The following is a 13,463-nucleotide window of genomic DNA, read 5'->3' on the forward strand; positions in this document are numbered from 1 at the left end:
TCAGGTTTCACTGGCCGCAAGGAATTGCCGGGTGTAGGCCTGATGCGCAAGACCATTGCGTACGGCATCCGCGCTAAGTTCTTCCAACAGTTTTCCCTGGTGCATGATGGCGATACGCTGGCACAGATGGGTCACCACGGCCAGATCGTGCGTCACCATCAGGTAGGTGAGTTGACGTTGTTGGCGCATCCGGACGAGCAGGTTGAGGATCTCGGCCTGCACCGAGACATCCAGTGCCGAGGTGGGTTCGTCCAGCAGCAGGACGGAGGGTTCGCTGATCAGCGCCCGGGCGATAGCCACGCGCTGGCGCTGCCCGCCGGAGAGCTGGTGTGGATAGCGGTAACGGAACGCATTACTCAGTCCAACCGCCTGTAGCACCTCGGTGATGCGATCTTCATGGCAATCGAGCCGGTGCAACTTCAATGGTTCAAGCAGGGTGTTGTACACCATCTTACGCGGATGCAATGAGGCATAAGGATCCTGAAAGACCATCTGTACCTGGCGATAGAAGTGTTTGGCGCGGATCGGCGGCAGCTCCTGGTTAGCGAACAATATTGCGCCCTGATAATCGCTGTTCAGCCCAGCCAGCGCGCGCAAAATAGTGGACTTCCCACAACCGGACTCGCCAATCAAGCCGTAGGAACCACCGTTTTCCAGTGTGAAGCTGACCTTATCCACGACCTGGCGGCGCTGGTTGCCCCGGCCAAAAGCGATGGTCAGATCCACCGTTTCGATACTACGTTGTTGTGGGGGGATCATAAGGCGACTCCATGGCGATAAACCGGGCCATCCAGCCAGGCGGGATCACGTGTTGGCACCTGCAGCATTTCAACCGGGTGATGCAAACGTGGCTGGCTGGCGAGCAGGGCCTGAGTATAGGGGTGTTGTGCGAGGTGCAGACGATTGGCGGCAATTTCCTCGACAATCCGTCCGGCATACATCACCAGTACCCGATCGCAAAAACGCGCAACCAGATTGAGATCATGGGTGATAAAGAGCAGTCCGGTATTTCGTCGCGACAACTGTTCATCAAGAATGCTCAGGATTTGCTGACGCACGGTGACATCCAACGCGGAAGTGGGCTCATCGGCGATGATCAGGTCTGGCTCGGGGATCAGCATCATCGCAATCATCACCCGCTGTCCCATCCCGCCAGAGACTTCATGCGGGTAGAGACGGTAAACGTGCTCTGCATTACGAATATGTACCGACTCAAGCATCGCCAGCGCGCGTGCTTTGGCGACTCGTCTGGCGGTTTTGTTATGCAGGCGGAAGGCTTCACTGATTTGATCGCCAACACGCATGAGCGGGTTAAGCGAGAACTTGGGATCCTGCAAGATCATTGAGATGCGGTTGCCGCGGATGGCGCGCATCTGTCGCTCACTGGCATGTAACAGATCGATATCGCCAAAGCGCAGCATCCCGGCGCTGAGATGAGCGCATTTCGGTGTCAGTTTTAGTAATGCCCGGCAGGTTTGCGATTTGCCGGATCCGGATTCGCCGACAATCGCCAGCTTTTCGCGCCCCACAGTAAAAGAGACATTGCGGACGGCATGGTGGTTTTCATGCGGCCCGGTGAAAACGATATTCAGGTTCTGCACCTGCAGCAGGGTATCACTCATGGCGGAGGTCCAGGATGTCACGCAGGCCATCGCCCAGCAGGTTAAAAGCCAGGCTGGTAAACAGGATCGCTAAACCCGGGATCGCGGCAATCCAGCCGTTGCTCAGCATAAACTCACGACCCGAGGCCAGCATCGCGCCCCATTCCGGGCTGGGCGCCTGGGCGCCGAGTCCAAGAAAACCCAGTCCGGCAGCGGTCAGGATAATTGCCGCCATATTCAGCGTGACGCGAACGACCACCGAGGGCAGGCACATCGGGATAATGTGGTGCAGAATGATGTGCCATGCGCTGGCGCCCTGCAATCGCACGGCGGCAATGTAGTCCATTTTACGGACCGACAGTGTTTCGGCTCTTGCCAGGCGGGCAATCGCGGGCCAGGACGAGAGCGAAATAGCGATAATGGCATTCTCAATACCGAGGCCTAACGCGGCAACAAACGCCAGCGCCAGGATCAGGCTGGGGAAGGCGAGGAAAATATCCACCAGGCGCATCAATACCGTATCCACCCAGCCGCCGAGATAGCCAGCGCTGGTGCCGATTAACAGACCCAGTGGAGTGATAATCACGGCGGTCAGACTGGCTATATACAGGGTGATGCGGGCGCCATACAACAGGCGACTGTAAATATCTCTGCCCAGTTCATCGGTCCCCAGCCAGAAATCGGCGCTGGGGGGCTGTAGGCGATGCGCCAGATTTTGCGTATAGATATCGTGGTTGCTTAGCCAGGGGGCAAACAGCGCGGCGAAGACGATAACCGCCAGTACTGCCAAACCAAATAATGCGGAGTGATTGGCGCAAAAGCGCAACCACTGCAACCACAGTTGTTGCATCCGGGCCTGGAAAGGCGTTTTGGGGACTGGAGCGCTTAGCCAGTGGCGTAACGCTGACCAGCCTGTCGCGGATAATGATCGTTTTACCGTGTCAGTCATGCGTTCTCCAACTGTGTACGGGGATCGAAAAGGCGGTAGAGCAGATCGCAGATCAGATTAAGCGCCACAAAGATAGTCCCGGTCAGCAGGGTACAGCCCATGACCGCATTCATGTCGCCAGCGAGCAGGGCATTGGTCAGGTAACGACCAAAACCCGGCCAGGCAAAGACGGTTTCGGTCAGGACCGCGCCTTCCAGCAACCAGGCCCAGGAGAGGGCGACGACGGTGAGGGTCGGCACGGCAATATTGCGCAAGGCATGACCCCAGACGCAGCGCGCCCAGGAAAGGCCTTTGACCCGTGCGGTAATGATGTACTCCTGGGAGAGCTGCTCCAGCATAAAACTGCGCACCATCCGGCTGATCCAGGCGAGTGAACTGAGCCCCAGAATCGACGCGGGCAGGATCAGATGGCTGAAGACGTTTTTAAACATCGCCATATTGCCGCTCAGCGCGCTGTCGATAAGCCAGAAGCCGGTCACCGGGCGCAAGTCGAATTGATAGATAAAGTCAATGCGGCCGGGTCCACCAATCCAGCCCAGGGTGGCGTAAAACACCAACAGTCCCATCAACCCCAGCCAGAAATGCGGCGTGGAGTAACTGAGCAGACCCACAAAACGGATCAGATTGTCAAACCACGAGTTGCGGTACATCGCCGACAGCACGCCAGCGGGGATCCCTAACCCCACGCCCATGATCGCCGCGACAGTCGCCAGCTCCAGCGTGGCCGGAAAAACACGGGCAATATCATGGGCTACTGGCTGGCTGGTGGTCAGGGCGATGCCCAAATGCAGATGCGCCAATTGCCAGAGATAGTCGCTAAACTGTCGCCATAGCGGCTGATCCAGCCCTAACTGATGAAACATCTGGTTGTAGGCTTCCTGACTGGCGTTGTCGCCGATCGCCGCCACTACCGGATCGATTGGCAACAGGCGGCCGATAAAAAAGGTCAGCGCCGCCAGTCCCAGCAGGGTGCAGAATAACGAGAAAATACCTTTAAGCACCCGTTTCAGGCCGCTGAGCCAGGGGGCTGGCCCGGCGGCTTCGGTTAAGGTTTGTTGCGACATAACCGTCCCCTTTATTTCGATGCCGCGCCGTACCACACGCGAAAACCATTCCAGGTCCAGTTTTTCACCGCCGGGTTGATGCCTGCGGTGTTGTACATCTGGAACATGATAGCTAACGGGCCTTTCTGCATCTGTTCACGTTGCAGGTCGGCGTACATGGCGACCCGTTTATTATCGTCCGGCTCCAGCAATGCGGCTTTGACCGCGTGGTTCATCGCCGGATCGTAATAGGCGGCACGCCAACTGGGATACTGCGTGGCGCGCGCCTCTTTGCGATTATCCGGGTTATAGACCAGACGGGAGGCATTGCCGTAAGCATCCGGTACGGAGGTCTGCCAGGCCATCATCGCGCTCTGGAACTCCCGTCCGCGAACCCGGCTGAACAGTTGGGCGTTAGCCATGCGTTCCAGCGACAGTTTCACGCCGACTTTCGCGGCATTCTGTTGGATATTTTGCGCGATGGGCGCGGAATGAGGCAGCGTGCCGAAAATCACCGATGCTGAAAAACCATCGGGATAACCGGCTGCCGTCAGCAGTTGCTTCGCTTTGACCAGATCCAGCTTGAATGGCTGACCCGCTTTGGCATCCAGCGCGCCAAACGCCCCCAGTTGCACAAAGCTGGCGCGAGGCACGCCAAGATACGGCATAACGCTTTTCGCCAGTCCGTCATAATCAATCAGGTAGCGCATGGCCAGCCGGACGTTTTCGTTTTTGAAAACAGGATCCTCATTGTTGAAGGTCCAGAAGAACAACTGGGGTTTAAGGACCTTTTCCACCTTGACCTTGCCGCCGGCATCCAGGTTTTTCAGGTCGTCAGCGGAAAGGTCGCGGGCGATATCCACATCGCCCTGGGTCAGCAACAGGCGTTGGGTGCCGGTTTCGGCAACATGCCGGATCAGGATGCGTTTCAGGTTGGGTGGGGTACCCCAATAGTTCGCCGTGGCTTGTAGCACCACCCCTTCACCCGCATTCCAGCTCATGAGCTGATAAGGGCCGACACAGGCGGTATGCGTGGAGAGATATTTATGTCCCAGATCGTTATTCAGCGCCTGTTTTTCTAACAAACTACGTTCCAGCAGCGTGGAGACCTCATTGGCGGCGATGGCCTGGAGCACCAGGTTGGTCGGATAGGCTTTATCGAATTTCATCACCAGGGTGGTCGCATCCGGCGCGGTGATCATCTGGTCAACATTTTCTTTGTTGAAACCATACTCTTGCAGGGTAGCGGCGTTGCCATAGCCCAGTTTTACCACCCGTTGTAGTGACCAGGCATAATCGCTGGCGCTGGCGGCGGTACCATCAGGGAATTTCAGGTTGGGCTGCAGGTGGAACGTTATTTGCTGGCGATCAGCGGACACATCCCAACTTTTGGCCAGACTGGGCACGACTTTCTTCTCGTCCCTGGCGTCAAACGACACCAGGGTATCGCAAGTATTGAGGATTAACTCATTGGTGACCACTTCACCAATCTGGGCCGGGTCCCAGGTGCTGATCGCATCGATATTCCAGGCCATTACCAGTGAATCTGGCGGCGTGGCGGCCTGCGAAGCCGCACTGTAACAACCCACGACCAGTAGAGTGGCGGTAATCATCGGTATTTTTGGCATTGCTAACTCCGAATTACAAGGTTTGCGGACGTGGCTGTATCGGCGGTTTAACTTCTGCCGGGATCGGGCAGTGATAAGGATTTTCCCGGGTCTGCTCAAAATGGTTTTTTTTCACCTGCGCCAGCAGAATTTTGTCGGTAAGAACATCAATGCCGGTTGCGGCCATGATTTTAGCGACATGCGTCAGACCTTTATGTGCCGCTGGCATTTTTCCCTGAGCCGTCAGTTGCCAGGAGTGGCCTGGCGTACCAATCGCCATCGTTGGCACATGCGCCTGTACGGTCGGCAACACCCAACTGACATCCCCGACGTCAGTGGAGCCGATCATTACTTCACCGTGTGTATCCAGTGGAATGATGAAATCGCTCAGCGGCTTAGGCGCGGCGGGTTTAATGCCTGCTTTGCGGTAATCATTGGCGATATCTTCGGCACTGAGCGAGGCCTGGATCTCGGCGGCAAAGGCCAGATCCGCCTGATCAAACGGCACGGTGCCCAGTACTTCAAAATTGCGCTGCATGGCTTCTTCCAGCGGGCGGTTGCCCAGCAGATTTGATACCGCGCTCATAATGCTGATCTCGACCTGCGTATCCGTCATCAGCGCCGCGCCCTGCGCGACCCGTTTTACCCGTTCGTTCAGTTCAAACATCGCGTGTACATCGCGTGATCGAATGGCATAACGTACTGCGGCTTTGGCCTGGACGACATTGGGGGCAATGCCGCCAGAGTCCAGCATCGCATAGTGGATACGCGAGTCCTGAGGAATATGCTCCCGCAGGTACTGTACGCCAACATTCATCAGTTCGACGCCATCCAGAGCGCTGCGGCCAAGGTGGGGGGAGGCGGCGGCGTGAGAAGCGCGTCCGGTAAAGAAGAAGTCCATACGGGTATTCGCCAGCGAGCGGGCTTTGGCCACTTCATGCTGGCTGCTGGGGTGCCAGGTAATCGCCACGTCAACGCCATCAAACGCTCCTGCGCGCGCCATAAAGGATTTTGCCGCGCCGCCTTCTTCTGCCGGGCAACCGTAGTAACGGACACGGCCGGGGACACCGGTTTCAGCCAGCCACTCTTTTAATGCGGTGGCTGCCAGCATGGCGGCGGAACCCAGCAAATTGTGTCCGCAGCCATGCCCCTGGCCATTGCCAGGCAGCGGCGATGGGTAAGCCACGCCCGCTGCCTGGCTGAGTCCCGGCAGGGCGTCATACTCACCAAGAATGGCAATAATCGGACCGCCTTCGCCCGCTTCTCCCATGACCGCGGTTGGGATCCCGGCGACATTTTCCATCACGCGAAAGCCCTGTTGCTGCAACATGGCGGTGTGCTCCGCCACAGAACGATATTCGGTATAACAAATCTCTGGCATATCCCAGATCCGATCGCTCAGGTCACAGAATTCGGTGCGGTGCTTATCCACTAACTTCCAGACTAACGCTTTGTTTTTCATGGTTGTCCCCAGAGAAGATGATTGGGTAAGAAACGGGTCTGCGATGACCCGGCTGGTTTCAGCATGCAAGAGAAAAGCGGTTAAATACCAATGAGCAATTTGACTGACCCATTCCAAAACTGCATAGTTTTTCCGCATCAGGCGGGCGACGGGATTTTCTCGCTGTCCGCGGCGCACTGCCATAACAGTCTGGCGGATTCGGCGCGCAGGACCGGCTGGCGATACAGGCGGATATCCAGCGGCACATCCCAGCTGGTGTTTCCCGCCCGCACCAGCGCGCCGCTTTCCAGCTCCGCTTGCAACAGGCTTTCCGGTAGCCATGCCACCCCGCTCCCGGCCATGGTCATGGCTTTCAGGTTAATCGACATCCCATTTTCATAGATAGCCACCAATGGCAGCGACTGAATGGCTTCCGAGCGCGCCAGGGCATGGGCAAAGAAAGAGTGATCGCCATAACTGAGAAAGGGAATCGGCTCGTTGCTGACGCCGACGGCATAGAGCGGTTTACCTGTGCTGTCCGGGCGGCACACTGCAATGGCGCGTTCTGTCCCCAGTGACAACATTGGGTAGTGTTGCAACTGCTGAATCAATGCCACTGAGTCATGGGCATAGGTCAACAGGAAATCGGTTTCGTTGCCATGAAGTAGGGCTATCTGTTCAACGAAAGTCGGTTTCTGGTCACAGAGCCGGATGTAGCCTAATGGCTGTCGCTGTTTAAGCTGCTCTATCCAGGTGGGGAAAAAGGTCAGCGACAGCGTGTTTAACATGGCGAAACGTAATACTGAGGTGCGTTTTTCATAGCGCCGGTGCAAATCGCTGCGCAGATGATTGATGGCGAATACCGTTTCACTGGCGGTGAGCAGGAAAGCCTGTCCCTCAGGGGTTAAGGTCACTGGGTAGGTTTTACGATCGAATAACGGCACGCCCAACCACGCTTCCAACTGGCGGATCCGGCGACTGAGTGCTGATTGGGTAATGTGCCGTTCATCGGCGGCACGGGTGAAGGTACAACAGCGTGCAATGCTCAGAAAATCTTCAAACCATTTCAATTCCATAATAAAGCCTCGTTCTGGATGAAAAGGGAAGGGACGACTGAGATCAGCAACACGCAAAAAGCGCGCCACTGTGCGAAAAGGCCAGGCAAGCGCTGTTATTCGTCGGACAGGCTGCGATAATGCGAGGTATTCCTGACTGAACGCGCAAAGAGCGCAGAAAATGCACTATGGCTGTGCATTACGGTTGGCTGGCAAGAGGACAACAGAGTGGAATATGAGTTTTTACGCGACCTCGCCGGTGGGGTGACGGTCTCGATGTCAATGGGGCATGAAGCGGCGGCTCACTGGTTTAATGAAGAGGTGCAAGGCGACCTGGCGGTATTGGATGAGGTGGAAGCCGCCGTGGCGGCGGTGAAAGGCAGTGAGCGGCAGTGGCAGCGGGTAGGGCATGAGTACACGCTGTGGCTGGATGAAGAAGAAGTGATTATCCGCGCCAATCAGCTCAGTTTTACGGGCGATGAGATGGAAGAAGGGATGAGTTACTACGATGAAGAAAGCCTGTGCTTCTGTGGCGTGGAAGATTTTCTGGCGGTTGCCGCCGCTTACCGGGCTTTTTTACAAGGGCGTTAGTCCGGTTTAATGCGTTAATGTCGGGTTGTTCATTGGTGGTGGCAGACTGGATCACAGCATAAAACGGTAACCGATCCCGGTTTCGGTCAGCAGATGCTGTGGACGCGCTGGGTCTCTCTCCAGCTTTTGACGCAGATGGCCCATATAGATACGCAGATAATGGCTGTGTTCAACGGCGTTAGGGCCCCACACATGATTTAGCAGTTGGCGCTGGGTCAGGACCTTACCGTGGTTGTTGAGTAACGTGGCGAGCAGGCGAAATTCGATAGGCGTAAGATGGATTTGTTCCTCGCCACGGGTGATACGACGGGAGGACAGGTCAACGTTAATGGCGGAAAATTGATACACCGGTTGCGGATCAAGTGTGCCGGGATGGCGGCGAAGCGCTACGCGCAGTCGGGCCTGCAGCTCACCAACACCAAAAGGTTTACTCAGATAATCATCTGCGCCCGCGTCCAGCGCGGCGATTTTTACCTGTTCGTCACTGCGGGCCGACAGGACAATTATCGGTATTGGGCTCCATTGGCGAAAATCACGGATAAAGTCGATACCATCGCCATCTGGCAATCCGAGGTCGAGGATCACCAGATCAGGCTTGCGGGTGGCGGCTTCGAGCAAACCACGCTGTAACGTTTCCGCTTCAAACACGCGCAACGCTTGATCTTCCAGAGCTGTGCGCAGAAAGCGACGAATCGCTTTTTCATCCTCGATAATCAGAACCGATATCATATTATCTCACTCATTTCAGGCAACTCAGGGGACGGGGTGAGCGGTAGTACCACGTGGAAGCTGGCTCCGCCTTCTGGTCGATTGACGGCGTAAATATGACCGCCATGTACTCCGACGATTGCCTGACAGATGGCGAGTCCCAGACCCACGCCAGGAATGGCTGATTCTTTATTACCGCGCGTAAATTTATCAAAAATAAGTTGTTCTTTGCCTGGCGGAAGGCCAGGGCCGTTATCCCATATTTCCAGGTCCAGCTTGTCCGCCATTGATGTCGCGCGCAGTCCGGTCTCGCCCTGCGAACCGGCATATTTGACCGCGTTTTCCAGCAAATTGATCAGCACGCGTTCGAACAGCGGGCCATCCACGTTAATGAGCATCAGCGGATCCGGCAGGGTGAGAGCGATGTGTCGTCCGCCCAGCCCCGGTTCGAGCATTTTCAGCGCGCTGCCGACCACCTCTTCCAGCGTAAGCCATTCCCTGTGAAGGCTGAATCCCCCGGACTGGATACGGGCCATATCCAGCAGATTGTTGACCAGCCGCGTGGTATTCAGTACGTACTGGCGAATTTCGTTAGCCTGCGGCGCATGTCTCGAACCTTCGCGCGTTAAATCCAGCGTCAGGATTTCCGCCTGGCCAAACAGCACGGTCAGCGGCGTCCGCAGATCGTGAGAGAGGGCTGCCAGTAGCGAATTACGCAGTTGTTCTCGCTCGCTGGATAATCGCGACTGTTCCTCGCTGGCCGTCAGGAACAGCCGGTCCAGCGTGGTGGCGATCAGCAGCGTAATGGTTTCCAGCAGACGCTGCTGCTCCGGGAGCATTAACTGGCGCAGATTATCTGGAGCAATGATCAACAGGCCGAATATTTTCTCGGGGGTACGTAGCGGTAAAATTTGATAGGACACGCCGGGTAATGTATGGGTCCCGGCGCCGGCGGGCTGGCCTTTATCAAAGCTCCAGCGGGCAATGGCTTCATCCCAGTTCGTGGGTGGGTCCTGAGACGATAGGGCGCTTAATACGCCGTGGTTATCAGGAAGCAGCACCTGACAGCGGGCCTGAAAGGTATTATTGATAAATTGTATGCTGGTGGTCGCAATGTCCTGCGGCGTACGGTTGTCCGCCAGGGCTTTGGACACTTCGTATAAATGGCGGGTGCGCTGTTCACGGTAACGAGCGATTCGCGCCTGGTAGCGAACCCCGGCGGTCAGATTGCCAATCACCAGCCCGACGGTGAGCATGACGCCGAAAGTCAGTAGATACTGCGCGTCAAAAACCGCCAGCGAGCCCCTGGGCGCAATAAAGAACAGGTCGAAGCTGATGACGTTGATGATGGTCGCCAGGACCGATGGCCAGCGCCCGTAAAACAGCGCGACGATGACGACGCCTGCCAGATAAATCATCACCAGATTGGCTGCGTCAAAGGCGACCAGCCACTGACTGGCGATAAAGCTGATAACCGTGCAAAGCAGTACCGCCACCGCGCAGCCACAGAGCTGAACGCGCCATTTTTCGCTCAGACTCCGTGTATCGGATCTTTTGGCGGCCGTCTCCCGGTGTCCATGTGTTTCCACGACGCCGACCAATACGTCCATACCCTGCGATTGCAGGTGCTGGGCCTCCTGGAGCATGGCGTAGGTTTTTCCCACTCCGGCACAGGCGGCAAAGAAGGTTTTCAGTTTTCCGCGCGGCTGGCGGCTGACCTTCTCCAGCCGTTTATCCGGGTTGGGGCGTAGCGGCTCCTCGGTCATAACACATCCTTTATTGCCAGGGGGATAATCTGTTGCGCCATCCATCATTCGTCTGTTGCGCGAGACGGGAGATCATCCAGCGCCAGGTTCAGTTCAATAACATTGACCACCGGGTTGCCGATAAAATTCACCAGCGGTGTTGAAGTCTGCTCCGCCACCAACTGTAAGACCTGCCCGACGGGCAAATTTCTTGCCTGCGCCACCCGTGTTACCTGCCACAGGATAGCGCTGGGCGTCAGCTGCGGATCCAGGCCACTGGCGGAGGTGGTGAGCAGTTCGATCGGAATACCCGATGGCGCCAGCGGATTTGCGGCCCGTAGGGCGGCAACGCGGGTTTTAATTTGCTGATCCAGTTCCGGATTGCTGCCTGCCAGGTTGCTGCCGCCCGATGCCATTGTATTATAGGGGCTTCCCGCTGTGGCTGAAGGTCGACCCTGGAAATATTTCGCCGCGGTAAAATTTTGGCCGATCAGCGATGAACCACGAATCTGACCCTGTTCGATAATTAACGAGCCGTTGGCCTGTTGCGCAAAACACCACTGGGCAGACAGGGTGGTTACCAGTGGGTACAGGCCACCGGTAATTAATGTTAGTACGATCAGCAACCGTAAAGCCGGGCGTAACGTCGCCATTTTAATCTCCTCTTAAACCAGGTCGCACAGGGTCAACATTACATCAATGATTTTGATACCGATAAACGGTACCACCAGCCCGCCGAGGCCGTAGACCAACAGGTTACGGCGCAACATAGCGGCGGCGTTTAGCGGCCGATAGCCGATTCCTTTCAGTGCCAGAGGGATCAGGAAAATAATGATCAGCGCGTTGAAAATTACCGCGCTCAGGATAGCCGAGTCGGGGGAGTGCAGATGCATGACATTCAGCACATTAAGCTGCGGATAGGTCGCCGCAAAGGCTGCCGGAATGATGGCGAAATATTTCGCCACGTCATTGGCAATACTGAACGTGGTTAATGAGCCGCGGGTCATTAACATTTGTTTACCGATATGCACCACTTCAATCAGTTTGGTGGGGTTAGAGTCCAGATCCACCATATTTCCGGCCTCTTTAGCGGCCTGAGTCCCCGAATTCATGGCCACCGCGACGTCGGCCTGGGCAAGCGCTGGGGCATCGTTGGTGCCGTCGCCGGTCATGGCCACCAGACGTCCTTCGGTCTGGTATTGACGGATCAGCGCCAACTTAGCTTCTGGCGTGGCTTCGGCAAGATAATCATCCACGCCCGCTTCTGCGGCGATCGCAGCGGCGGTCAGTCGGTTATCTCCAGTGATCATCACCGTTTTAATCCCCATCTGACGCAGTTGAGCAAAACGTTCTTTAATTCCTTCTTTTACAATATCGTTCAGCGCAATAACGCCGAGTACCGTCGTGCCCTCGGCAACCACTAGCGGCGTGCCGCCCTGGCGTGCGACCCCTTCAACCAGCTTAGTCACCGGTGCTGGAAAGAGACCGTTATTCGCCTCAATGTAGTGACGAATGGCATCCTCCGCACCTTTACGGATAATGCGATCTTGCATATTGATACCGCTCATCCGGGTTTGCGCGGTAAAGGGGACAAAGGTGGCGAGCCGGGTCTGTATGTTATGTTCACCTGGATGAAAACGCTGACAGGCAAGCGCGACAATACTGCGGCCTTCCGGGGTTTCATCGGCAAGAGAAGCCAGTCGTGCAGCATCAGCAAGTATTTTTTCATCTATGCCGGGGGCGGGTAGAAATGCGCATGCCTGGCGATTGCCGAGCGTAATGGTGCCGGTTTTGTCCAGCAGCAGCACGTCCACGTCACCCGCGGCTTCAACGGCTCGACCACTGGTAGCGATGACGTTCGCCCCGAGCATACGGCTCATGCCCGCGACGCCGATAGCGGAAAGCAGACCGCCAATCGTGGTTGGGATCAGGCAAATCAGCAATGCTATCAGCACCGTCACGCTGACGGCTGTACCGCCGTATTGAGAAAATGGCCACAGGGTAGCGGTTGCCAGTAAAAAGATAATGGTTAATGCTAGCAACAGGATGGTCAGGGCGATTTCATTCGGTGTTTTACGGCGCTGTGCGCCTTCAACCATCGCAATCATGTGGTCGAGAAACGTTTCGCCAGGATTAACGCTGCACTGTACGATCAGCCAGTCGGAAAGGATCCCTGTCCCGCCGGTTACCGAGGAAAAGTCGCCGCCTGACTCGCGGATAACCGGCGCGGATTCGCCGGTTATCGCGCTTTCGTCCACTGAGGCGGCGCCTTCCAGCACTTCGCCATCACACGGAATGATATCGCCTGCGATAACCAGCACCACGTCGCCTTTGCGCAAATCCGCCGCCGGAATGCGTTCCTGTGGCGCGTGGTACTGTGGCGTGCGAAGCTTGCGCGCCCAACTGGTTTTATTGATGTTTTTCAGACTGTTGGCTTGAGCTTTGCTACGCCCTTCCGCCAATGCTTCGGCGAAGTTGGCGAACAACACGGTACACCATAACCACCCGCTGATGGCGGCGGTAAACAGCGCATTGCCTTGCAGTTTGTCACTGAACATCGCGATTGCCAGCAGCGTGGTCATCATGCTGCCGACCCAGACGATAAACATCACGGGATTATGCCACTGCACCTGCGGCATGAGCTTCTTAAAAGCATCAATGAGCGCCGGGTGGATCAATCCGGGGGCAAACAGCGTCGGTTGTTTACGGTTCATGGCTGCCTC

12 protein-coding genes are annotated in these 13,463 nt (G+C 56.4%); 1 reads left to right on the forward strand and 11 read right to left on the reverse strand.

Annotation, left to right across the window (positions count from 1 at the left end; all coding sequences use genetic code 11):
• The 7 genes from EH228_RS18265 to EH228_RS18295 all read right to left on the reverse strand — a co-directional run bounded on the left by EH228_RS18265 (position 1) and on the right by EH228_RS18295 (position 7,717).
• On the reverse strand, positions 1–759 hold the full coding sequence (locus EH228_RS18265; RefSeq protein WP_152323044.1) for an ABC transporter ATP-binding protein: 759 nt from the start codon (positions 757–759) through the stop codon (positions 1–3).
• On the reverse strand, positions 756–1,622 hold the full coding sequence (locus EH228_RS18270) for an ABC transporter ATP-binding protein (protein ID WP_152323045.1): 867 nt from the start codon (positions 1,620–1,622) through the stop codon (positions 756–758). The genes EH228_RS18265 and EH228_RS18270 overlap by 4 nt, the downstream gene beginning before the upstream one ends.
• Positions 1,615–2,550, reverse strand: a complete 936-nt coding sequence (locus tag EH228_RS18275; RefSeq protein WP_152323046.1) for an ABC transporter permease — start codon at positions 2,548–2,550, stop codon at positions 1,615–1,617. The genes EH228_RS18270 and EH228_RS18275 overlap by 8 nt, the downstream gene beginning before the upstream one ends.
• A complete protein-coding gene (locus EH228_RS18280; protein ID WP_152323047.1) occupies positions 2,547–3,614 on the reverse strand; it encodes an ABC transporter permease in 1,068 nt (355 codons plus the stop codon). Before EH228_RS18280 ends, EH228_RS18275 begins: the two co-directional genes overlap by 4 nt.
• A gap of 11 nt (positions 3,615–3,625) precedes the next feature.
• Positions 3,626–5,221 (reverse strand): ABC transporter substrate-binding protein, encoded by a 1,596-nt coding sequence (locus tag EH228_RS18285; RefSeq protein ID WP_152323048.1) that lies wholly within the window; start codon positions 5,219–5,221, stop codon positions 3,626–3,628.
• Positions 5,222–5,234: 13 nt separating this feature from the next.
• The gene (locus EH228_RS18290; protein WP_152323049.1) at positions 5,235–6,662 is read right to left on the reverse strand and encodes a M20 family metallopeptidase; all 1,428 of its coding nucleotides are present in this window, start codon (positions 6,660–6,662) and stop codon (positions 5,235–5,237) included.
• Between the two features lie 137 nt (positions 6,663–6,799).
• Positions 6,800–7,717 (reverse strand): LysR family transcriptional regulator, encoded by a 918-nt coding sequence (locus tag EH228_RS18295; RefSeq protein ID WP_152323050.1) that lies wholly within the window; start codon positions 7,715–7,717, stop codon positions 6,800–6,802.
• A gap of 207 nt (positions 7,718–7,924) precedes the next feature.
• On the opposite strand from EH228_RS18295, the gene yacL reads away from it, so the two are divergent.
• Entirely contained in the window at positions 7,925–8,287 is a 363-nt protein-coding gene (gene yacL, locus EH228_RS18300; protein ID WP_152323051.1) for a protein YacL, read from the forward strand.
• Between the two features lie 51 nt (positions 8,288–8,338).
• Here yacL and kdpE read toward each other — a convergent pair whose 3' ends face one another.
• Genes kdpE through kdpB form a run of 4 tightly spaced genes read right to left on the reverse strand, consistent with a single transcriptional unit; the run spans position 8,339 to position 13,454 of the window.
• Complete coding sequence (gene kdpE / locus EH228_RS18305; RefSeq protein ID WP_152323052.1) at positions 8,339–9,016, reverse strand: two-component system response regulator KdpE; 678 nt, start codon at positions 9,014–9,016, stop codon at positions 8,339–8,341.
• Positions 9,013–10,809 (reverse strand): DUF4118 domain-containing protein, encoded by a 1,797-nt coding sequence (locus EH228_RS18310; protein ID WP_420841476.1) that lies wholly within the window; start codon positions 10,807–10,809, stop codon positions 9,013–9,015. The genes kdpE and EH228_RS18310 overlap by 4 nt, the downstream gene beginning before the upstream one ends.
• Complete coding sequence (gene kdpC / locus EH228_RS18315; protein ID WP_152323054.1) at positions 10,806–11,393, reverse strand: potassium-transporting ATPase subunit KdpC; 588 nt, start codon at positions 11,391–11,393, stop codon at positions 10,806–10,808. The genes EH228_RS18310 and kdpC overlap by 4 nt, the downstream gene beginning before the upstream one ends.
• A gap of 12 nt (positions 11,394–11,405) precedes the next feature.
• Positions 11,406–13,454: a potassium-transporting ATPase subunit KdpB gene (kdpB, locus tag EH228_RS18320; protein ID WP_152323055.1), complete on the reverse strand. Its 2,049-nt coding sequence runs from the start codon at positions 13,452–13,454 to the stop codon at positions 11,406–11,408.
• Between the last annotated feature and the right edge of the window lie 9 nt (positions 13,455–13,463).

Origin of the sequence: Erwinia endophytica (assembly GCF_009295515.1) — a bacterium.
In the GTDB taxonomy this organism is placed as follows: Bacteria; Pseudomonadota; Gammaproteobacteria; order Enterobacterales; family Enterobacteriaceae; genus Erwinia; species Erwinia endophytica.